This window comes from Streptomyces sp. NBC_00154 (assembly GCF_026342835.1).
Classification (GTDB): Bacteria; Actinomycetota; Actinomycetes; order Streptomycetales; family Streptomycetaceae; genus Streptomyces.
The window spans coordinates 2524566-2545433 of the sequence record NZ_JAPEMI010000001.1; the positions used below are offsets into that span (position 1 = coordinate 2524566).

19 protein-coding genes are annotated in these 20868 nt (G+C 71.1%); 8 read left to right on the plus strand and 11 right to left on the minus strand.

What is annotated here, in order from left to right:
- Positions 1–24 precede the first annotated feature (24 nt).
- Positions 25–939, minus strand: coding sequence for an SDR family oxidoreductase (locus OHA03_RS11210; RefSeq protein WP_267003271.1), 915 nt, complete (start codon positions 937–939; stop codon positions 25–27).
- A gap of 100 nt (positions 940–1039) precedes the next feature.
- On the opposite strand from OHA03_RS11210, the gene OHA03_RS11215 reads away from it, so the two are divergent.
- Positions 1040–1966, plus strand: a complete 927-nt coding sequence (locus OHA03_RS11215; protein WP_267003272.1) for a cyclase family protein — start codon at positions 1040–1042, stop codon at positions 1964–1966.
- Between the two features lie 3 nt (positions 1967–1969).
- Here the strand turns inward: OHA03_RS11215 and OHA03_RS11220 are convergent, their stop codons facing one another.
- The 4 genes from OHA03_RS11220 to OHA03_RS11235 form a co-directional block, all read right to left on the minus strand.
- Positions 1970–2464 carry an ATP-binding protein gene (locus OHA03_RS11220; RefSeq protein ID WP_267003273.1) on the minus strand — a complete coding sequence of 165 codons (495 nt, stop codon included), beginning with the start codon at positions 2462–2464 and terminating at the stop codon, positions 1970–1972.
- Between the two features lie 528 nt (positions 2465–2992).
- Positions 2993–3946, minus strand: coding sequence for an acyl-CoA dehydrogenase family protein (locus tag OHA03_RS11225; protein ID WP_267003274.1), 954 nt, complete (start codon positions 3944–3946; stop codon positions 2993–2995).
- Between the two features lie 7 nt (positions 3947–3953).
- Positions 3954–5120 carry an acyl-CoA dehydrogenase gene (locus OHA03_RS11230; RefSeq protein WP_267003275.1) on the minus strand — a complete coding sequence of 389 codons (1167 nt, stop codon included), beginning with the start codon at positions 5118–5120 and terminating at the stop codon, positions 3954–3956.
- Entirely contained in the window at positions 5117–6322 is a 1206-nt protein-coding gene (locus OHA03_RS11235; RefSeq protein ID WP_267003276.1) for an amidohydrolase family protein, read from the minus strand. The genes OHA03_RS11230 and OHA03_RS11235 overlap by 4 nt, the downstream gene beginning before the upstream one ends.
- Before the next feature lie 189 nt (positions 6323–6511).
- Between OHA03_RS11235 and OHA03_RS11240 the strand changes: the two genes are divergently transcribed.
- Positions 6512–8056 carry a class I adenylate-forming enzyme family protein gene (locus OHA03_RS11240; RefSeq protein ID WP_267003277.1) on the plus strand — a complete coding sequence of 515 codons (1545 nt, stop codon included), beginning with the start codon at positions 6512–6514 and terminating at the stop codon, positions 8054–8056.
- A gap of 167 nt (positions 8057–8223) precedes the next feature.
- On the opposite strand, the gene OHA03_RS11245 is transcribed toward OHA03_RS11240, so the two are convergent.
- On the minus strand, positions 8224–8745 hold the full coding sequence (locus OHA03_RS11245) for an EF-hand domain-containing protein (protein ID WP_267003278.1): 522 nt from the start codon (positions 8743–8745) through the stop codon (positions 8224–8226).
- 93 nt (positions 8746–8838) lie between these two features.
- Positions 8839–9213, minus strand: a complete 375-nt coding sequence (locus OHA03_RS11250) for an STAS domain-containing protein (RefSeq protein ID WP_030926424.1) — start codon at positions 9211–9213, stop codon at positions 8839–8841.
- A 277-nt stretch (positions 9214–9490) separates the two neighbouring features.
- Here OHA03_RS11250 and OHA03_RS11255 point away from each other — a divergent pair, with 277 nt between their 5' ends.
- Complete coding sequence (locus OHA03_RS11255; RefSeq protein ID WP_267003279.1) at positions 9491–10120, plus strand: RNA polymerase sigma factor; 630 nt, start codon at positions 9491–9493, stop codon at positions 10118–10120.
- A complete protein-coding gene (locus tag OHA03_RS11260) occupies positions 10117–11526 on the plus strand; it encodes a zf-HC2 domain-containing protein (protein ID WP_267003280.1) in 1410 nt (469 codons plus the stop codon). Before OHA03_RS11255 ends, OHA03_RS11260 begins: the two co-directional genes overlap by 4 nt.
- 40 nt (positions 11527–11566) lie before the next feature.
- On the opposite strand, the gene purU is transcribed toward OHA03_RS11260, so the two are convergent.
- Positions 11567–12445, minus strand: coding sequence for a formyltetrahydrofolate deformylase (gene purU, locus OHA03_RS11265; protein ID WP_267003281.1), 879 nt, complete (start codon positions 12443–12445; stop codon positions 11567–11569).
- A gap of 28 nt (positions 12446–12473) precedes the next feature.
- On the minus strand, positions 12474–12920 hold the full coding sequence (locus OHA03_RS11270) for a hypothetical protein (RefSeq protein WP_267008006.1): 447 nt from the start codon (positions 12918–12920) through the stop codon (positions 12474–12476).
- A gap of 174 nt (positions 12921–13094) precedes the next feature.
- On the opposite strand from OHA03_RS11270, the gene OHA03_RS11275 reads away from it, so the two are divergent.
- Positions 13095–14375, plus strand: coding sequence for an ABC transporter substrate-binding protein (locus OHA03_RS11275; RefSeq protein ID WP_267003282.1), 1281 nt, complete (start codon positions 13095–13097; stop codon positions 14373–14375).
- Positions 14376–14463: 88 nt separating this feature from the next.
- On the opposite strand, the gene OHA03_RS11280 is transcribed toward OHA03_RS11275, so the two are convergent.
- On the minus strand, positions 14464–15837 hold the full coding sequence (locus OHA03_RS11280; RefSeq protein ID WP_267003283.1) for a hypothetical protein: 1374 nt from the start codon (positions 15835–15837) through the stop codon (positions 14464–14466).
- A gap of 148 nt (positions 15838–15985) precedes the next feature.
- Positions 15986–17368 (minus strand): transcriptional regulator, encoded by a 1383-nt coding sequence (locus OHA03_RS11285; RefSeq protein ID WP_267003284.1) that lies wholly within the window; start codon positions 17366–17368, stop codon positions 15986–15988.
- 340 nt (positions 17369–17708) lie between these two features.
- Here OHA03_RS11285 and OHA03_RS11290 point away from each other — a divergent pair, with 340 nt between their 5' ends.
- From OHA03_RS11290 to OHA03_RS11300, 3 genes are read left to right on the plus strand one after another with little or no spacing between them, the layout of a single operon-like run.
- Positions 17709–18365 (plus strand): bifunctional DNA primase/polymerase, encoded by a 657-nt coding sequence (locus tag OHA03_RS11290; RefSeq protein ID WP_267008007.1) that lies wholly within the window; start codon positions 17709–17711, stop codon positions 18363–18365.
- 40 nt (positions 18366–18405) lie between these two features.
- On the plus strand, positions 18406–19215 hold the full coding sequence (locus OHA03_RS11295) for an ABC transporter ATP-binding protein (protein WP_267003285.1): 810 nt from the start codon (positions 18406–18408) through the stop codon (positions 19213–19215).
- The gene (locus OHA03_RS11300; RefSeq protein ID WP_267003286.1) at positions 19212–20864 is read left to right on the plus strand and encodes a transporter; all 1653 of its coding nucleotides are present in this window, start codon (positions 19212–19214) and stop codon (positions 20862–20864) included. The genes OHA03_RS11295 and OHA03_RS11300 overlap by 4 nt, the downstream gene beginning before the upstream one ends.
- Positions 20865–20868 lie beyond the last annotated feature (4 nt).

Sequence of the window (20868 nt, forward strand, 5' to 3'; positions counted from 1 at the left end):
CCGGGGCGGAGCCCCGGTGGGAGGTCACGCGTTGGGCCTCGTCCTCGCCGCCGCCGCGGCCGCCATCGCCTCCAGCTGCGCCAGCATCGGCATCGGATCCACCCCCACCGTCCCCGGCAGGAAGTCGGCGATCCGCTCCGGCGTCCAGGCCCCCTCCGCGTACCCCGCCCGCAGTTCCCTCGGCTGCGCCCAGACCGCGATCTTCGGGCCGGCGATCGTGTAGACCTGACCGGTGATCTTCTCCTCGCGGGCCCGATCGCTCAACAGGTAGACGACGAGTGCGGCCACGTCCTCCGGTTCGCCGATCTCCTTCAGTTCCATCGGGACGTTCGCGGACATCCGGGTCCGGGCCACCGGGGCGACGGCGTTCGCCGTGACGCCGTACTTGTGCAGACCGAGCGCCGCGCTCCGGACGAGCGAGATGATCCCGCCCTTCGCGGCGCTGTAGTTGGCCTGGGCGACACTGCCCTGATGATTGCCGCTGGTGAAGCCGACCAGCGTGCCGCCGCCCTCCTGCTTCCGCATGACCGCCGCGGCCGCCCGGAAGACGGTGAAGGTGCCCTTCAGGTGGGTGGCGACGACGGGGTCCCACTCCTCCTCGGACATGTTGAACAGCATCCGCTCGCGCAGGATCCCGGCCACGCAGACGACCCCGTCGATCCGCCCGAACCGCGCCAGCGCCGTGTCCACGATCCGCTGTCCGCCCGCCATCGTGGAGATGTCGTCGGCCACCGCGACGGCCTCGCCGCCCGCCGCCTCGATCTCCTTGACGACGGACTCGGCTATCTCGCTGCTCGGTTCGCCGCCCTCGATGGAGACGCCGTAGTCGTTGACGACGACCCGGGCCCCCTGTGCCGCCGCGGCAAGCGCGACCGCTCGTCCGATGCCACGGCCGGCACCGGTCACGGCCACCACCTTGCCTGCCAAGAAGTTCCCCATGCCCGGCCCCTTCCCGCGGTTTCTGACGGACCGTTAGATTTTACGGGTAGTCGGCTCCGTCAGCACAAGACCGGCGACCAATCGATTCCAGGAGGCCCCCATGCCACTGCCGGCCGAGTTCCACGAGATCGCCGAGCGCGTGAACAACTGGGGGCGCTGGGGCGCGGACGACGAGATCGGGACGCTCAACCTGATCACCGACGCGGTGGTACGGGACGCGGCGGCGACCGTCCGCACCGGGCAGCGGATACCTCTCGCGCTCGCCCTCCAGCAGGACGGTGTACAGAGCGGGCTGATTCCGGGACGGGTCAATCCGCTGCATGCCATGGTCCAGATCAATCAGGAGATCTTCGGCCCCGGCACGGTCGCCACCAGCGACGACGTCGTGACGCTCGGCCTGCAGGCCGCCACCCACTGGGACGCGCTCACGCACGCCTCGCACTCCGGGAAGATCTACAACGACCGCCCCGCCGCCACCGTCACCGCGCACGGCGGCGCACAGTTCAGCTCCATCGCCGCACCCCCGCACCTCGTCTCACGCGGCGTACTGCTGGATGTGGCGCGCGCCCGCGGCGTGGACCGGCTGCCCGGCGACCATGCCGTGACCCCGGAGGACCTGGACGCGGCGGAGGAGTTCGGCGGGATCCGGGTCCGGGCCGGCGACATCGTCCTCGTACGGACCGGGCAGATCCAGGTCTATCTGGCGGGCGACAAGCATGCGTATGCCTATCCGTCGCCCGGTCTGTCGATCCGGACGCCCGAGTGGTTCCACGCGCGCGATGTCGCCGCGGTCGCCAATGACACACTGACCTTCGAGATCTTCCCGGCGGAGATCGAGGATCTGTGGCTGGGCGTGCATGCGCTGGACCTGGTCGAGATGGGCATGCTGCAGGGCCAGAACTGGAATCTGGAAGGGCTGTCCACAGCCTGTGCGGAGGCGAAGCGCTACGGCTTTCTGCTCTCCGCGATGCCGGAACCGTTCGTCGGCGCCACCGGCACCCCGGTCGCCCCGGTGGCCGTCCTGTGACTGCTATGCGGGATGGGTGACGACGGCGGGCGACGGCTCATGCAGGCCGGCCCCGTGCGCCCCCACCTGCATCTGGACCTGCACCACGGGTGCCCCGCGGTCCACCTCGCACCAGATTTGCTTGCCGGCGCCTTCCGGCTGCCAGCCCCAGCGGTCGGCGAGGCCGTCGACCAGCTCCAGGCCCCGGCCGCCGGTGTCCTCGCCCGCCGCGTGCCGCTGCTGCGGCGGGCGGCAGCTGGCGTCGGCCACCTCGACCCGTACGGTCCCGGCCGTCCCCGCCGTTTCGGCCGCGCCGAACAGCATGCGCAGCACGGCCGGACAGCCGGTATGGACGACCGCGTTGGTGACCAGCTCCGAGATCAGCAGGATGAGCGTCTCGGCCAGCGGCTCGTCGTCCCTTATCCCGGACCCGACCAGTCTCGACCGCGCCCACCTGCGGGCCCGCCCGACCTCTGCGGGATCCGGCCCGACCTCCAACTGAACCTGAAGCACCTGCACCGCTCACACCATCCGAACCGGCGGACACATCGCCTCGCGCCTCCTCAGGGTCACGGAACGTGATTCCCTTACGAGACAGCATGGTTGACGTACAGTCACCGCAACAAGCGCTTCGGGCATATTCCAGCGCGAAGGAGTACGCGTGGTGCATACTGTGCGACGCACGCTGCGGGGGGTCGAACAGAAGCACACAGAGGGCGCGGGAATCGCCCCACGGGCAGGCCCGGCGCTTCTGACAGGAACGCGAGCAGGGCACCTCGGCCGGACCGCAGTCGCCCCACGGGCAACACCCGGATCGCCAGGTTCCACAACCACTCGCATCCAACGGAGCGTACCCGAGCCGACGGCAACTGCGGCCCGTGACGAATCACGCAAAGGACACAAGCCGGTATCGGCACTTACCGACTGCACTGCGTAACTCCGCAGCGTGAAGTTCAGGGCCCTTTCGCGTGACATGCATGCGCTCGGCACTCATCGTCCCGACCTCAGCCGCACCCGTACCCGGTAAGCCATCGGTCCGCCGTGCGCTCAGCACAGATCGGCCGCAAGCGCCTCCTCGGCCTCGGCCGCCGTCAGCCACTGCCCGGCCCGCAGCCACGCCCGCTTGAGGTGCAGATGCACGTCCGCCTCCCAGGTGAAGCCCATCCCGCCATGCACCTGGAGACAGTCCCGCGCATTGCGGACGGCCGCCTCGTCGGCGATCAGCTTCGCGCCGGCGATCTCGACCGGGCCCGCGGTCACGGCCGCCGCGTACACCGCGGCACGGGCCAGCTCGGCGCGTACCAGCATCTGGGCGCACAGGTGTTTGACCGCCTGGAAGGCGCCGATCGGTGAGCCGAACTGCTCGCGCCCACGGGCGTGTTGAACAGCCATCTCGGTGGTGCGGGCGGCGCTGCCGAGCTGCTCGGCGGCGGACAGCAGGGTGCCTTCGCGCCGGAACCGCGCCGCCCCGGCCCCGGGCAGGGGGTCCCCGAGCGCGACCGGGGCCGTCACACGGTGCAGCGGCGTGAGCGGATCGAGTGACCGTACGGGGCGGGTGGCGCCCCGTACGAGCGTGCGCAGCGCAGCCCCCTCCAGCACCCGCACCTCCCCGCCCACCACGGCGATCAGTGCGTCCGCCGCGCCCAGGTGGGCGACCGGGCGGCCCTCGTCCAGCACCGCGACCACCGTCCCGCCCTCCGCCGCCCCCTTCACCGCACCGGCGGCGAGATGGGTGGCCGCCAGCGGCCCGGGCAGCAGCACCCGCCCCGCCTCCTCGAACAGCAGGACGGCCTCGGGCAGCCCGAGCCCCACCCCGCCCTCCGCCTCCGGCAGCCGCAGCGCGAAGAACCCGGCCGCGCCCAGCTCTCCCCACACCACCCGGTCGACGTCCGTGCCCGCGTCGAGCGCCGCCCGCATCCGGTCCCTGCCGAAGCGGCCGGCGAGCAGCTCCCGTATCCCGGCCCGCAGTGCCCGCTGGTCGTCCGAAAGCTGGAAGTCCACAGTCCGCTCAGCGCCCCTTCGGCAGGCCGAGGATCCGCTCGGCGACGATGTTCTGCTGGATCTGCGAGGTGCCCGCGGCGATCGTGTACGAGAGCGAGGTCAGCCGGTCCAGGACCCACTCCCGGTCCAGATCGGCCCCGTCCGCTCCGAGCACCTCGGCCGCCGCGTCGTACAGCTCCTGGCGGGCCTGCGAGTAGCGCAGCTTGAAGACCGAGCCGCCGGTGCCGGGCACGCCACCGGCGACCCCGGCCCGCTGCACCTCGCTGACGTTCCACTGGGTGAGCCGCCACAGCGCCCGGAATTCGGCGTTCAGCCTGCCGAGCGTCCTGCGCAGCACCGGGTCGTCCCAGCGGCCGTTCGCCCGGGCCTCGGCGGCCAGGGCGGCCAGCGTGCGACGGCAGGCGACGACCTCGCCGACGAACGCCGTACCGCGCTCGAAGGAGAGGGTGACCATGGTGACCCGCCAGCCGTCGTTCTCCGCGCCGACCCGGTGGGAGACCGGCACCCGCACCTCGTCGAGGAACATCTCGGCGAATTCGGTGGACCCGGCGAGCGTCCGCAGCGGGCGGACGGTGACGCCGGGGGTGTCCATCCGCATCGCGAGCCAGCTGATCCCGCGGTGTTTCGGCGCGGCCGGATCCGTGCGCACCAGCAGCTCGCACCAGTCGGCGACCTCCGCGTGCGAGGTCCAGATCTTCTGGCCGCTGACCACGTAGTGGTCGCCGTCACGGACCGCCCGGGTCCGCAGCGATGCCAGGTCGGAGCCCGCTTCCGGTTCGCTGAACCCCTGGCACCAGATCTCGTCCCCGCGCAGGACCGGCGGCAGCCAGCGGGCCCGCTGCTCGGCCGTGCCCTCGGTGGCGATCGTCGGCCCGGCGTGCAGCAGCCCGACGAAGTTCGCGCCGACGTACGGCGCCCCGGCCCTCTCCGTCTCCTCCAGGAAGATCAGGTGCTGTGTGGGGGTGGCGCCCCGCCCGCCCGCGTCGACGGGCCAGTGCAGGCCCGCGTACCCGGCGTCGTGCAGCATCCGCTGCCAGGCGGTGTCGTACGCCCGCCGCCCCGGCCAGTCGTCGGGACGGGGCTTGGCGGGCAGTCCGGGCAGCACGTCGCCGAGCCACTCCCGCAGCCGCGCCCGGAACTCCTCCTCCTCGGGCGTGTACGACAGATCCGTCACTTGCCGAGGTCCCGGTCCAGGTCCAGACCCAGCATCCGGATCGCGTTTCCGCGCATCAGTTTGTAGACGGTCTCGTCGTCCAGTCCCTTGACGTGGTCGAGGGCGACCTCCTTCGTGTGCGGAAAGGTCGAGTCGACGTGCGGGTAGTCGGTCTCGAACGTCGCGTTGTCCCGCCCGACCACATCGAGCGACGCGACACCGTGCTTGTCGCGGAAGAAGCAGCAGAACATCTGCCGGTAGTAGTACGTCGACGGCGGTTCGGGGATCAGATCGCGCACCCCGCCCCACGCCCGGTGCTCCTTCCACACGTCGTCGGCGCGCTCCAGGGCGTACGGGATCCACCCCATCTGGCCCTCGCTGTAGGCGAGCTTCAGCCGCGGGTACTTCACCAGCACCCCGCTGAACAGGAAGTCCATCATCGAGGCCATCGCGTTGTTGAAGGAGAGCGAGGCCTGTACGGCGGGCGGGGCGTCCGGCGAGGCGGCCGGCATCTGCGAGCTGGACCCGATGTGCATGTTGACGACCGTGCCGGTGTCCTGGCAGATCGCGAAGAACGGGTCCCAGTGGCCGGTGTGGATCGACGGCAGCCCGAGATGCGTCGGGATCTCCGAGAAGGTCACCGCCCGCACCCCGCGCGCGGCGTTCCGCTTGATCTCCGCGACCGCCAGGTCGATGTCCCAGAGCGGGATGATGCAGAGCGGGATCAGCCGGCCGCCGCTGTCGCCGCACCATTCCTCCACCATCCAGTCGTTGTAGGCGCGGACACACGCAACCGCCACTTCTTTGTCCTGCGCCTCGGCGAAGGTCTGGCCGCAGAAGCGCGGGAAGGTGGGGAAGCAGAGCGACGCCTCGACGTGGTTGAGGTCCATGTCCTTGAGCCGCTCGACCGGGTCCCAGCAGCCCCGGCGCATCTCGGCGCGGGTGATGCCCTCCAGCGTCATGTCGTCGCGGTCGAAGCCGACGGCGGCGATGTTCCGCTTGTACGGGAACTTCAGGTCCTCGTAGATCCACCAGTCGGTCGGCGGGCCGTCCGGATCCATGGTGATGACGTACTTGCCGCCCGTGTACGCCAGCTCGCCGATGCCCGCGGTGAGCGGCTGCGGACCGCGGTCGCGGTACTTGGCGGGCAGCCAGGTCGAGAAGAGGTGCGGCGGCTCGATCACATGGTCGTCGACGCTGACGATCCGAGGCAGTTCCGTCATGGTGTCCCCTTCGGCGCACACGGCTCGTACCGGATGCGTGTCCGGTACGCATCCGATACGTATCTGATGACCCGTCAGATTCAGTTCGGCTCCCAGGCTAGCTCCGCACCCCTGGACCGACAAGGCGCAGCGCTCTACGCTCTCCGCACGATCTGACTACCCGTCAGCTATGAGGGAGCGGGGAACGCAGTGAACGAGACCGCACACGCCCTGGGCGCATCGGCCACCTTCTGGGAGCTCATCGAGCGCCGCGCCGCGCTGACCCCGGACCGCCCCGTCCTCCTCCAGGACGACCGCTCCCTCACCTTCGGCGAACTGCGCGAGCGCTGCGAGCGGGTCGCGGCCGGGCTGTACGGGCTGGGGGTGCGCCCCGGCAGTGTGGTCGCCTGGCAGCTGCCGACCCGCCTCGAAACGGCGCTGCTCTCCTTCGCCCTCACCCGGATCGGGGCCGTCCAGACACCCGTCATCCCGTTCTACCGGGACCGCGAGGTGGGGTTCGCGCTGCGCGAGTCGAAGGCCGGCTTCTTCGCCGTACCCGGCGCCTGGCGCGGCTTCGACCACACGGCGATGGCGCACCGGCTGGCCGCGGAGCTGGACCGTCCGCCGCTGATATTCGAGGCGTACGACCAGCTGCCGGACGCCGACCCGGCGGTACTGCCCGCACCGCCCACCGACGGCACGGCGGTGCGCTGGATCTACTGGACGTCGGGGACGACCTCCGATCCGAAGGGCGTCCTGCACACCGACCGCAGCCTGATCGCGGGCGGCTCGTGCCTGGCCCACGCGCTGCACCTGTCGGCCGACGACATCGGCTCGATGGCGTTCCCGTTCGCCCATATCGCCGGGCCGGACTACACCGTGATGCTGCTGCTCTACGGCTTTCCGGCGGTCCTTTTCGAGCAGTTCGCCATGCCCGGCGCGCTGGACACCTACCGGCGCCACGGAGTGACGGTCGCGGGCGGCTCGACCGCCTTCTACTCGATGTTCCTGACCGAACAGCGCAAGGACCCCACGGCCAGGGTGGTCCCCACCCTGCGGCTGCTGGCGGGCGGCGGGGCCCCGAAGCCGCCGGAGATCTACCACGCGGTCGTACGGGAGATGGGCGTCCAGCTCACCCACGGCTACGGCATGACCGAGGTCCCCATGATCACCATGGGCGTCCCGGACGACACGGTGGAGCACCTCGCCGAGACGGAGGGCCGGCCGCCCGAGGGCATGGAGATACGGATCACCGACGAGGACGGCAAGCCGCTGCCGTACGGCACGGACGGCGAGGTACGGCTGCGCGGGGAGGCCGTCTGCCGGGGCTATCTGGACGCCGACGCGACACAGGACGCCTTCGACGGGGACGGCTTCCTCGTCACCGGTGATGTCGGCCATCTCCGGAGGAGCGGCCACCTGGTCCTCACCGGCCGGCTCAAGGACATCATCATCCGCAAGGGCGAGAACATCTCCGCCAAGGAGATCGAGGACCTCCTCCACCGCCACCCCGGCGTGGCCGACGCGGCCGTGATCGGCCTGCCGGACATGGAGCGCGGAGAACGCGTCTGCGCGGTCGTCGAGCAGCCGGCCGGGGCCGGGACGCTGACGCTGGCGGAGCTCGCCGGGTATCTGCGCACGGAGGGACTCGCGGTGCACAAGCTGCCCGAGCAGCTGGAGGTGGTGGACGCGCTGCCGCGTAATGAGACGCTGCGCAAGGTGCTCAAGTACAAGCTGCGCGAGCAGTTCTCCTGATACGCGCACAACAGGACACACTCCGCGCACCGGCGGGAGACACCTCCGCGGACGCGCGGGACACCCCACCCCGGCGCGCCGGGGTGGGGCCGGGTGGGGCCCCGGCGAGGAGGCCACGCACCCGGCCCGGTCGGTGGGGCGCTGCGGACCGGTCCGGAGGAAAGGCCCTACGCGTCCGGTTCGATCACCGTGAAGTAGACGGCGAACGCGGCCACCGCGTCCTCCTCGGCGATCCGGCCATCATGGTCCGCATCCAGGCTCCGTGCCGCCAGGCTCGCCGATTCGGCACTCGCACCGAGCACCTTCAGCGCACGCTCCACGGCCGGCACCGAGGCCGCGCCGTTGTTGTCGTCGTCGGCCACGGCGATCGCCGCGCGCAGGAACGGGCGGGCGATCTCCGCGAAGCGCTCGGGGTTGTCGCGCAGCCGTTTCACGGCCCCGCCCACGAACTCCTCACGGGTGACGCGCTGGTCCCCGTCCACGTCGGCGATGCCCGCCATGCCCTGCCAGAAGGCCTCGGCCCCGGTGTAGAGCGCCTGGCCCTTGTCGCAGCGGGCCGTCGTGCCGAATTCGGCGAGCAGACGGGCCGCGGCGGCATTGAAATCGGCGCGATCGATGTATCCGTTGCCGTCCTGGTCGAAGGCGGCGAACCGGAAAGCGATCTTGCGCTCGTACTCTGCGCTGTCCATGCGGGGAGCGTACGACGCCGAAGGGCGTCACGTGTCACTTACGCGCGCCACCGGTGTTACAACCTGGTCTTAACACGGGGTGGCGGACACGTTTCAGGCCGAGAGCGGCTGGGCCTCTTCGTCGACGGCCGCGTCCCGGTCGGGGTAGACCTCGAACAGCCGTCGTACGCCGAGGGCGGCCAGCACCCGGTTGACGTGGGAGCCCTCCTCGGCGCCGCGGGCGGGCAGGATCAGTCGCAGCCGGCCACCGCAGGAGCGCATCAGGCGGCGGGCGGCGACCAGTACGCCGACGCCGCTGGAATCGCAGAACAGCACCTCGGAGAGGTCGAGCACCACATCGTGCCGCCCGAAGGCAACCGCGTCGTGGATGCTCTGGCGGACGACCGGTGACGTCACCAGATCCAGTTCGCCGTATATGCGCAGTACGGTCCATGGGCCCTGCTCGGTCTCGGCCACTTGCAGAGTCACGCAACTCGGCCTCTCGTTCCAGGGATCCCAGAGATCCGGAAGTATCCGTTCCTCCTCGCGGCTGCCCCACCGCGCGCCTATGAAACACCGACCCGCCGAGGAAGGCACAGCTGATTTCAGGCAGAAATGATCACTTCAGGTCCGATTCCAACACCCTGGACGCCGCATTCCCTACCATCCAGGGCGTTCGCCGGGGCGTACTTGCCGCAAAGAGACGTGCATGGTCAGTACGGCCGACTACATTCGACGGGACGAGGGGTACAGGGCTGGGGGTCCTATGGCGAAAGACACACCACCCCGCTGGGACCGCAAGATGCAGCAACGGCTGGCACGCGGCGAGGCGGCGGCCCTCGGCGAGCTCTACGACCGTTTCGCGTCGCTCGTACACAGCCAGGCCCACCGGATGCTCGACGACGAGCCGGCCGCCGACCTGGTGACCCGCGAAGTCTTCGGTTACGTGTGGGAGAACCCCGACGCGTACGACCCCAAGCAGGGCTCGATGCGGTCCTGGGTGGCCCGGCTCACCCACCGCCAGTCCGTGCGGCGGCTGCGTGGGACAGCACCGTCCGCGTTCGCGCAGGGATACGAGGACGGGACCGACGACGACGGCAGCGAGACCGGCGATGCGGAAGACACCGTTGCCCGGGAGGAACTGGAGGAGCGGGTGAGGCGCGCCACGGCCTCGGCCCGCGCCGACTACATCGTCGCCTCCATGCCCGCACCGCTGCGGGCCGCGCTGGAGCTCGCGTACATCCAGCGCAGGGACTACCGGCAGACCGCGGCCGACCTCGGGGTGACCGAGGACGAGGCCCGCCGTCGCCTGCGGCTCGGGCTGCAGCTGCTCTCCACCGCCAACACCCGCCCGCTCGAAGGGTCCTCGCCACCCGGATACGGACGGGCCCTGTGAGCGCGAACGACGACGCGGACGGGCGCGAGGGCAACGGGCGCGAGGACGAGGTGCAGGGCCCACGGCGCATACCGGGACCGCGGGCCGCCGCGGACGACTTCGACCTCGACGCCGTACCGCTGCCCGCCCCGCGCACGGACCCCACACAGCAGGGGGCACCGGAGCCCGAAGCGGAGCCGGAGTCCACGGCTGAACCGGCGGTGCCGGCGGGACCGACGGAGCCCACGGGACGTACGGCACCCATGGAACCCCCGGCAGCGCCGGCCCTGGCGACCCCGCCTGCCCTGGTGCTCCCCCACCGCGTCCTCAAGTCCCTCCTCGGCGCGTGGGCCCTCGCCGCCTGTTCCGCCGAGGAGACCGAAGCCGTCGAGGCGCACCTCACCGAGTGCGCCGCCTGTGCGGACGAGGCGCTGCGGCTGCGCGACGCGGTCGGCCTGCTGCACACCGACGGCAGCCTGGACCTCGATCCGATGCTGCGCTCCCGGGTGCTCGACGCCTGTCTGAGCCGCCGCCCGGCCAAGATCCCGGTGCCGGACTGGGCCGCTCCGTACGACGCGGAGACCGCCCGGCTCGATGCGCTGCTCCGGGACATCGGCGGCTCCGAGTGGCACGCGCCGGTGCGGCTGAAGTGGTTCGAGCGTGAGCGGGCGGTCAACCGGAAGACGACGGTCGCCGGCGTGATCGGCCATCTCATGACCGTCGACGGACTGGTCGGCACGGCCCTCGGCCTGGACGATCCGCTCGGCAACGCCACCGCCGAGCGGGGCGGCGGCGTCCCGCTCTCCCCCGGCGCGCGCACCGAGGCGTACTGGTCGGCCGCCCGGCGCCCGCCCACCCGGGCCGTCCGCGGGCCCTGGCGCGAGCAGAGCCACGCCCTCATCCGCACGGTGTCCTTCGCCGGCCGCGGGGCCGCCGAGCTCTCCGTCTCGTACGGGGACTTCGCCCATCCGCTGCAGGACTCCATGCTGGACCGGGCCTTCGAGTGCTGGGTGCACGGCGGTGACATCGCGAACGCGGTGGACTATCCGTACGAGGCCCCGTCAGCCGCCCATCTCCACCGGATGATCGACCTGGCCGCGCGGCTCCTCCCGGCTGCCCTCGCCGGACGTCGCCGGGCCGGACTCGCAGGGCCCGCCCGCCATCTGGTGACGGCCGGTTCGCCGGGCCGTTCGCTCCATCTGGAGATCGAGGGCTCGGGCGGCGGCAACTGGTACATCGCGCTGGACTCCCCGGCCGCGCTCGGCTCACCCGCCCACGCGGTCGCGCAGGTGGCGCTGGACGGCGCCGAGTTCTGCCAGCTGGTCGCGGGCCATGTGTCGCCCGTCGAGGCGGCGGCCGGGCAGGGGGGCGACCGCGAGGCGATCCGCGACGTCCTGTTCGCCGCGGCGTCCCTCAGCCGCCTCTGAGCCGTACCGCAGCCGCCTCTGAGCCGTACCGTCCGGCGCGCTACGCGAAGATCACCGTGCGGCGGCCGTTGAGCAGAATGCGGCGCTCCGCGTGCCACTTCACCGCGCGGGCCAGTGCCTGGCACTCCACATCGCGCCCGATCGCGACCAGCTCGTCCGGCGTGACACCGTGCCCGACCCGCTCGACCTCCTGCTCGATGATCGGTCCCTCGTCGAGGTCGGCGGTCACATAGTGCGCCGTCGCACCGATCAGCTTCACCCCGCGGGCGTGCGCCTGGTGGTACGGCTTCGCGCCCTTGAAGCTGGGCAGGAAGGAGTGGTGGATGTTGATGATCCGGCCGCTGAGCTGCTTGCACAGGTCGTCCGAGAGGACCTGCATGTAGCGGGCGAGGACGACCAGCTCGACGTTCTCCGTGCGCACCAGCTCCAGCAGCTGCGCCTCCGCCTCCGGCTTGTTCTCCCTGGTGACCGGGATGTGCCGGAACGGGATGTCGTACGAGGCGACGAGCTCGGTGAAGTCCGTGTGGTTGGAGACGACGGCCGCGATCTCGACCGGCAGCGCACCGATGCTGGCGCGGAAGAGAAGATCGTTGAGGCAGTGGCCGAACTTGCTGACCATCAGTACGACCCGCATGCGCTCCGACGACCGGTGGATCTGCCACTCCATCCGGAACGAGTCCCCGACGGCGGCGAAGCTGGCGCGCAGTTTCTCCACGGTCACCGGGGCGTCCGCCGAGAAGTGGACGCGCATGAAGAAGAGACCCGTGTCGTGGTCACCGAACTGCTGACTGTCCTCGATGTTACAGCCGGTCATGAAGAGATAACTCGACACGGCGTGCACAATGCCCTGTCTGTCCGGGCACGAGAGGGTGAGGACGTACTGCTCGGGGACGGTCTCAGCAGGCTGCGGCGCGGTCATGTCCGTAGCGTGCCACACCGACCGCGGTTCAGGCGGTCCTGGTCATGATGCGGAGCACATCCAGGGAACGTGGCGGAACGTCCGGGTCCTCGCCGTCGTTCGAGGCGAGCAGCACATGGGCCTCGCGGGCGGCCCGTACGGCCTCCGGCCAGCCGTGGTGCTCCAGATAGGCGGAGACCGGGGCATCGGCGCCGACCTGGTGCATGATGCGCAGCACCCGCAGCACGGCGACGTCGACGAGAGCGGCCTCGCCGGAGTCACGGAAGACCGTCCCGACGTACTTCTCGGCGGACCAGTTGTCCAGCCAGGTGTCCTCGACCAGGCGGTACACGGCGTCGGTGACGTCGCCGTACCCTTCCCGGCCGGCCAGCCAGCACTCGTGGTGGAAGACGGGGTCGGAGAGCATGTGCAGCGCCGAGCGCACGTTGCTGCGCCAGCGCCACCAAGGAACGTCATTGAGCGGCATGCCGCCCATGGTGGAGGAGCGACGGCCGCGACGGGAAGAGTTCTCCGAACCTTGCTGCACGGTTGTCGATCGTACGTTCCCCCTCGCCGGGCTTGCACCGGCCCCTGCAATTCACCTGTATGTCACCGAGCGTTGAGCGAAGCACACATCTGCGTTACCCCAAGCGCGGAAATGTTCATGCCCATGACCGGATGGCGACGCCTCACCTCCCCCCGTCCCTACAAAGTCCTCACATGTATGGCGGCGGTCGGGGCGTCGCTGATCACCGGCTGCGGTGTACTCCCTGGGGCCACGGGGGGCTCCAGGGAGCCCGTCACCGTCATGACCTGGGCCCCCAACGGCTCCACCGGCCCCGACGCGGCGAACATGGCCGGCATGACCGCCATGGCGCGGGCGTACGCACGCTGGGTGAACAACAACGGCGGGATCGACGGTCACAAACTGCTCGTCGTCACATGCAACGAGGGCGACACCTCGGTCGGAGCGGGGAACTGCGCCCGGCGGGCGGTCAAGGAGAAGGCGGTCGCGGTGGTCGGCTCGTACAGCCGGCACGGACAGGCCTTCATGGCGCCGCTGGAGGTCGCCGGGATCCCGTACATCGGCGGCTACGGCGCCTCCGAGGAGGAGTTCAGCAGCTACGACTCGTACCCCGTCAACGGCGGCCAGCCGGCGCTCCTCGCGGGCAACGCCAAGCAGCTCGCCCGTGGTTGTGAGCGGGTCTCCGTGGTGCGGCCCGACACACTGGGCGGCGAGAACCAGGCGTGGCTGCTCAACACCGGCCTCAAGGAAGCGCATCGGCCGGCTCCGACGGACGTCCGGGCCGCGGAGTCGGCGACTTCGTACGACGAGGCGGCCGGTCAGGCGCTGCAGGGGGCCGGAACGGCCGACGGGTGTGTGACGGCGGTGCTCGGGGACCGCACGGAGACGTTCTTCGACTCCTTCCGCCGGCTCGAACCGTCGTACGGGGACGTACGGATCTCCTCCGTGCTCGGCAGCATCGACCAGCCGCTGATCGACCGCACCGGCGGCCGGGAGAGCCCGTTCGAGGGGGCTTACGTCGCCGGCTGGTACCCGGACGCGGGGGACGCCCGCTGGGACGAGATGCGCGAGGTGATCCGGAAGCACGCCTTCGGCGACAACCGGATCGACCCGGACGACACGGGTGTCCAGACGACGTGGATCGCGTACACGGCGCTGAAGGAGATCGTCACGGCGATCGACGACCCGCAGATCAGCGCGGGCAAGCTCACGGTTGCCCTGAACCAGGGCGTCCGGGCGGACACCGGCGGACTCACACCGGTGCTGAGGTGGCGGTTCAAGGACATGCTGGGGTCGTCGGCGTACCCGCGGATCGTGAACCGGAAGGTGACGTTCCAAGTGGTACGGAAGGGACGGCTGGTGGCGGAGAAGAAGGGGTTTGTGGACGTGACGAAGACATTGGCGGACGCCAGCGCGAAGGGGTGAGGGGAACACCCCCGCCTCCCTGCCCGATACCCGGGGGCTCCGCCCCCGGGTCCCCGCTCCTCGAACGCCGGAGACGCCGATCTTCGGATCAGAGATCGGTCGACGATCGCCGGGTCAGCCCGTACTTCGTCGCGATCGAGTTCCACAGCCCTGACGCCCGCTGCTTCGCCTTGCTCGCCTCACCGCTCGCCACGGTGGCCTGAGCCTTCTCGGGCGTCGCACGGGCCTTCCCGTGCCTGCACACCTTCTTGCCGTTCTTGGCCTGACGGGCCCACGCCGCGTAGTGGTCGTCGGCGGAGGCCGATGCCTGCCAGGCCTTCGTGAGCGCCTCGGTCAGCTGCGCGTGGTCGGGGAGCTTGTCCACGGACAGCCCCTGCAGCCGTGTCACCAGCTCGCGGCGCTGCTGAGCGGCGCCCTGCAGATCCGTGATCGCCTGGTCCAGGTCCGTGCAGGACTGGGTCTTTGCGACGGCCGCGATCACGGTGGAACGGCTGTTGTTGCTGTCCGCCAGCAGCTTGTCGAGCGCCTCGGCCTGCGGCTTCGCCGGGTCGGCGGCCGCCTGCGTGGAGGGCTTCGCGGCGGGTGAACTCGCCGCGGCCACCGGCTGCTTGTCGTCCTTGCCCTTGTCGTCGCCGCTCATCAGCGCACCCGCGCCGAGCCCGATGATCGCGCAGCCGACGACGACCGCGGCGATCAGCGGGACATGCGACGGCTTCTTGCGCTGCCCGGCCCGCCCCTGCGGGGGCTCGCTGTGCTGCGGCGGCTGCGGCTGCTGGAACGGGGGCTGCCGGCCGCCCCCGTACGGCGCCGCCTGTCCCGGGTCGAACCGGGGCATCTGCTGCGTGGCGCCCGCGGGCTCCTCGCTGCGGAACAGGTTGTCGAACTCGGCGGGCGGCTGCCGCTCGCCGGGCGTCCCGGGCCTGATGCTGTACGGAGCGCCGCCGGGCACCGGCGGGATGTACTGGGTCGCATCGGCGTCGGAAGCCGGTGCGGGCTGGGTGTGGGCCAGGAACTGGGTGGCCTCCGCGGGGCTCTCGGGCGGGAGACCGCCCGGCGCGGGACCGGCCGGCACCGGGGCGATGTACTGCGTGGCATCGGCGTCCGCACCCGCGCCCATGCCCGGCACGACCTCCGGGGGCAACGGCTGCGCATACGGCTGGGGCAGGGGTTGCCCCTGGGGCTGCTGTCCGTACGGCGGCTCCTGGGCGTACTGGCCCTGCTGCTCGTACTGGCCCCCCTGGCCGTACTGGCCCTGCTGCTGGTCGTACTGGCCGTGGTCGTACTGCCCCTGTGACGCCTGAGGCCCCCAGGGCTGGCCCCACGGCTGCCCACCCGCCGGAGCGGCCTGGTCGGCCGATCCGCCCGGTATCCAGGGCTCTCCGCCACCTGCGGGCAGCACGACACCTTCGTGCGTGGGCCGTACAGCAGGGAGCTGCTCGTCACCCTGTCCGCTCTGCGTCACCGGGACTCCTACGTGTAAACCTACGGAATCGTCGGCCCACGCTATCGGGTGGTTGCCACCCTTTGCCAAGCGCCCGTTCTCGCTCACCGCCCCTTCACCGGGGCAGTAACACACAGCGCCCTCACGGCGCAGTTAACGGGCGCCCCGGTCAGGCCGCCTGGAGTTCCAGTCGCGCCCCGAACTCCCGTACCGCCGGCTCGTCCCCGTACGGCACGAGCCGCTGCTGCAGATCGTCCAGATACTCCGTGCCCCGGCTGGACCGCACCGTCCCCAGCAGTTCCATCGCCCGCATCCCCGTATGACACGCCTGCTCCACCTCGCGCAGCTGCACCTGCGCCGTGGCGAGCAGCACCAGGCCGATGCCGCGGCGGCGGGCCCGGGACTCCGGGTGGCCCTCCAGGGACTCCGTCGCCCGCCGGACAGCCGCCTCGGCCTGACCGAGGTCGCGGTGGCAGTGCGCCAGCTCGTCGGCCAGATAGGCGTGGTCGAAGTGGGCGATCCACGCCGGGTCGTCGCCCGTGTCCGGCTCGGCATGCTCCAGGGCCGTCAGCGCCCGGCCCGTCACCTGCTGGCAGGTGCGGGCGTCGCCGAGCAGGGCGTGCCCGCGGGCCTCCGCCGCGTAGAACATCGCCTCGGCACGCGGGGTGACCCGCCCCCGTGCCCCCTCCTGCGCGGCCCGCGCCAGCTGCGCGATCTCCCGTGGGTTGCCGAGCTGGGCGGCGAGATGACTCATCGACGCAGCCAGCACATAGCCGCCGTACGCCCGGTCGCCCGCCGCCTGCGCCAGCCGCAGCGCCTGGATGTAGTACCGCTGGGCGAGCCCGGGCTGCCCCGTGTCGACCGCCATGTACCCGGCGAGTTCGGTGAGCCGGGCAACGGCCGCGAACAGCTGCCGCCCGACCGTTTCGCGGTACGCCCCGGCGAGCAGCCCGGAGACCACGCTGTTCAGGTAATGCACCAGCACCGGCCGGACGTGCCCGCTGCCGAACCGGTGGTCGAGGTCGACCAGTGCGGCCGTCATCGCCCGCACCGCCTCGACGTCCGACATCCCGACCCGGGCCCCGGCGGCCCGCGCCACCTGCGGGTCGGCCGCGGTGATCAGCCAGTCCCGGCTGGGCTCGACCAGCGCCGAGGACACGACCGCCGAACCGGACAGGAAGTCACGGCGGCCGACATCGCTGCGCCACAACTCGCAGACCTGCTCGATCGCGCCGGTGACGGTAGGTGCGAACTGCAGGCCGACGCCGGACGCCAGATTCTTGCCGTTGGCCATCCCGATCTCGTCGATCGTGACCGTACGGCCGAGCTTGCGGCCGAGCGCCTCGGCGATGATTCCCGGTGCCCGGCCGCGGGGTTGCTGTCCGCGCAGCCAGCGGGCCACGGAGGTCTTGTCGTACCGAAGATCGAGGCCGCGCTCCGCTCCGACCATGTTGACGCGGCGGGCCAGGCCCGCGTTGGAACATCCGGCTTCCTGAATGAGTCCCTGGAGCCGTTCGTTCGGCTGGCGGGCGACGAGAGGCCTGGCTGCCATGTTTCCCCCTGAGGCCGCAGTGATCGATGGGGAGATCACTGCCCGGCAATTGCAGAAGAAATGCACACATTCACGGTGTTGGTCGTTTCCGCGTTGTTCACGGTGTTCGCTCGCTCATCGTGTCGTTGTTCGCGTTTGGTACGTATTCGGCTTGGGCGAACTGTTCCGGATTTCCCCCCCTGTGGCTACCCGCCCATCGACGCACCGCCTCATGCGCGCCCCCGTCCATGCACCCATGCGCCCCATATGCGTGATCGGTGTGCCGTGACCGCGTTCGCCACGCCCGTAACCCCAGGTGGTTGCGGCAGTTGAGGTGTTCGTGGAAGAGCCCATCAAAGTCATGGAAGCCGCACAGATCCCCAAGCAGCGAGGAGAACAACTGCTCGACGCCGCAGTGCGGTACACGGAGGAGCGGCACTGGGACGTGTTCCCCGGCACCTGGCTGGAAGCGGTGGGAGGGGCGGAGCGCTGCTCGTGCGGGGAGGCCGGCTGCGCCTCCCCCGGCGCCCACCCCACCCGGACCGACTGGGCGGGCCGGTCGACCGGCAGCGGCGCCGCGGCCCGTCGGATGTGGTCCGAGTACCCCACGGCATCGGTCCTGTTGCCCACCGGGCGCACCTTCGACGCGATCGACGTACCGGAGTCCGCCGGTTTCCTGGCGCTGGCCCGGATGGAGCGGATGAACCTGCCGCTCGGCCCCGTCACCTGCACCCCCGACCGCCGGATGCTCTTCTTCGTACTGCCCGGGGCGGCGGCCAAGGTGGACGATCTCGTACGGAAGCTGGGCTGGAGCGCCGCCGCGATCGATCTGTCCGGCCGCGGCGACGGCGACTACGTGGCGGCGCCGCCGACCCGGATCGGCGGGCGCGGTGCGGTTCAGTGGGCGCGCCGCCCGACCCCCGCAAACCGGTGGTTGCCGGACGCGGGGGAGGTCATCTGCCCGCTCGCCTACGCCTGCGGGCGGGAAGCAGCCGACGCGCGCGCACGCCTTTCGTAGTCTGTCCACCACAGACGGGGACACCGAAAGGCAGTGCACCATGTCGGACCGGACAGCAGCGGAATCGAGCGGGGCGGTGGAGGCTCCGCCCGCCGTTCGCGTGCAGGGCCTCTGGAAGCGGTTCGGCGAGCAGACCGCGGTCGCCGGGATCGATCTGGAGCTGCCCGCCGGGAAGTTCATCGGTCTGGTCGGACCCAACGGCGCAGGCAAGACCACCACGCTGTCGATGGTGACCGGCCTGCTCCGACCCGACCACGGAACGATCGAGGTCGGCGGGCGCGACGTCTGGCGCGACCCGGTGGACGTCAAGGCCAGGATCGGCGTCCTGCCGGAGGGGCTGCGGCTCTTCGAGCGCCTCTCGGGGCGCGAACTCCTCGCGTACACCGGCCGGTTGCGCGGACTGCCGGGCGCCGAGGTCGACAAGCGTGCCACCCAGCTCCTGGACGTACTGGATCTGGCGGGCGCCCAGCACAAGCTGGTCGTCGACTACTCGACCGGCATGCGGAAGAAGATCGGGCTCGCGGCGGCGCTGCTGCACAACCCCGAAGTGCTCTTCCTGGACGAGCCGTTCGAGGGCGTCGACCCCGTCTCGGCACAGACCATCCGCAGGGTGCTGGAGCGGTACACCGGCTCGGGGGCGACCGTCGTCTTCTCCAGCCATGTGATGGAGCTCGTCGAGTCGCTGTGCGACTGGGTGGCCGTCATGGCGAACGGCACGATCCGGGCCCAGGGCACCCTCTCCGAGGTACGCGGCTCGGCGTCGTCACTGCAGAACGCGTTCCTCGAACTCGTCGGCGCGGGCGGCCGGGACACCGGCGAGTCCCTCGACTGGCTGGGCGGCACCCGATGAGCGTGCTCGGCACCCCCGTCATCCCCGCCCCCCGCCCCTCGGACGGCCGGGGCGGTGAAGGACTCGTCTCCGTCTTCGTTCGGCTCAAGCTGACACTGCTGCGCAACGGGCTGCGGCAGTCGTCGGGCCGGCGGGCCGCCTACATCTCGTCCGTCGTCGTCACCCTGCTGATCGCCGCCGGCCAGGTCATCGCGCTGATCGCGCTGCGCGGCCACGACCACGCGGGCTCGCTCGTGGTGCTGCTCACGGCGGTGCTGGCGCTCGGCTGGGCGGTGATGCCGCTGTTCTTCCCCAGCGGCGACGAGACCCTCGACCCCAGCCGGCTGGTGATGCTGCCGCTGCGGCCGCGCCCGTTGATCAGGGCGCTGCTGATGGCGTCCCTGGTCGGTATCGGGCCGCTGTTCACGCTCTGCCTGGCGGTCGGTTCGGCGTTCGCGGTGGTGCACGGGACGGCGGCCGTGGTGTGCGCGGTGGTGGCCGCGCCGCTGACCCTGCTGGTGTGTGTGGCGCTGGCCCGGGCCGTCGCCACGGCCAACACCCGGCTGCTGACCTCCCGCAAGGGCCGCGATCTGGCGGTGCTCAGCGGGCTGGTGATCGCGGTCGGTATCCAGGTCGTCAACTTCGGTGCGCAGCGGCTCGGCCGGTCCGGCGGGCTGTCCGCGCTCGACCCGGCCGCGGACGTGGTGCGCTGGTTGCCGCCGGCCTCGGCAATCGGTGCGGTGGACTCCGCGGCGCAGGGCTCGTACGGCCGGGCCGTGCTGCAACTGCTGCTCTCCGTCGCGGCATTGGGCACACTGCTGTGGCTGTGGCAGCGGAGCCTGGTGAAGCTGATGACCGCCCCGGACGGTTCGACACTCGCCGCCGCCGAACCGACCCGCAAGAAGTCCGCGGCGGCCGGCTCCCGGCTCTCCGCACTGCTGCCCGAGGGACGCACGGGGACGGTGATGCGGCGCAGTCTGCGGTACGTCGCACGGGACCCGAAGACCAAGGCGGCCTGGGTGACGGCGCTCGCCATCGGTCTGATCGTGCCGCTGCTCAACGCCGTGCAGGGCACCGGCTCGGTCTACTTCGCGTGCTTCGCCGCCGGGATGCTCGGCATCCAGATGTACAACCAGTTCGGGCAGGACACCTCCGCGTTCTGGATAGTGGCGCTGACGATCTCCTCCACCCGCGACGCGTACCTCGAACTGCGGGCGCGGGCGCTGGCGCTGCTGGTGATCACCCTCCCGTACACAATCCTGGTGACCGTCGTGACGGCGGCGGTGCTCGGGGACTGGGAGGTGCTGCCGGGCGTCATGGGTCTCTCCTTCGCCCTGCTGGGCGCGATGCTGGCGACGGGCGCGGTGGCGTCGGCCAACTTCCCGTACTCGATCCCGCAGGACGGCGCGTTCAAGAACGTGGCACCGGGGCAGGCCGGGCTCGCCTGGATCTCGATCTTCGGCGGCATGGTCTCGGCGGCGGTGCTGTGCGCGCCGGTGATCGTGGCGACGATCTGGCTGCATCTCGCCGATGCGGAGGACTGGTTGTGGCTGCTGGTGCCGGTGGGTGGCGCGTACGGGACGCTGATCGCCTGGGCGGGGCTGCGGCTGGCGGCTCCCCGCACGGCGAACCGGCTTCCGGAGATCCTGGCGGCGGTCAGCAAGGGGTGACCTG

Excerpts from the sequence above, each read along its gene's own strand:
- OHA03_RS11210 (WP_267003271.1), bottom strand. The coding sequence starts at position 939 with ATGGGGAACTTCTTGGCAGGCAAGGTGGTGGCCGTGACCGGTGCCGGC.
- OHA03_RS11215 (WP_267003272.1), top strand. The coding sequence starts at position 1,040 with ATGCCACTGCCGGCCGAGTTCCACGAGATCGCCGAGCGCGTGAACAAC.
- OHA03_RS11235 (WP_267003276.1), bottom strand. The coding sequence starts at position 6,322 with ATGACGGAACTGCCTCGGATCGTCAGCGTCGACGACCATGTGATCGAG.
- OHA03_RS11245 (WP_267003278.1), bottom strand. The coding sequence starts at position 8,745 with ATGGACAGCGCAGAGTACGAGCGCAAGATCGCTTTCCGGTTCGCCGCC.
- OHA03_RS11255 (WP_267003279.1), top strand. The coding sequence starts at position 9,491 with ATGGCGAAAGACACACCACCCCGCTGGGACCGCAAGATGCAGCAACGG.
- purU (WP_267003281.1), bottom strand. The coding sequence starts at position 12,445 with ATGACCGCGCCGCAGCCTGCTGAGACCGTCCCCGAGCAGTACGTCCTC.
- OHA03_RS11270 (WP_267008006.1), bottom strand. The coding sequence starts at position 12,920 with ATGGGCGGCATGCCGCTCAATGACGTTCCTTGGTGGCGCTGGCGCAGC.
- OHA03_RS11275 (WP_267003282.1), top strand. The coding sequence starts at position 13,095 with ATGACCGGATGGCGACGCCTCACCTCCCCCCGTCCCTACAAAGTCCTC.
- OHA03_RS11285 (WP_267003284.1), bottom strand. The coding sequence starts at position 17,368 with ATGGCAGCCAGGCCTCTCGTCGCCCGCCAGCCGAACGAACGGCTCCAG.
- OHA03_RS11290 (WP_267008007.1), top strand. The coding sequence starts at position 17,709 with ATGGAAGCCGCACAGATCCCCAAGCAGCGAGGAGAACAACTGCTCGAC.
- OHA03_RS11295 (WP_267003285.1), top strand. The coding sequence starts at position 18,406 with ATGTCGGACCGGACAGCAGCGGAATCGAGCGGGGCGGTGGAGGCTCCG.
- OHA03_RS11300 (WP_267003286.1), top strand. The coding sequence starts at position 19,212 with ATGAGCGTGCTCGGCACCCCCGTCATCCCCGCCCCCCGCCCCTCGGAC.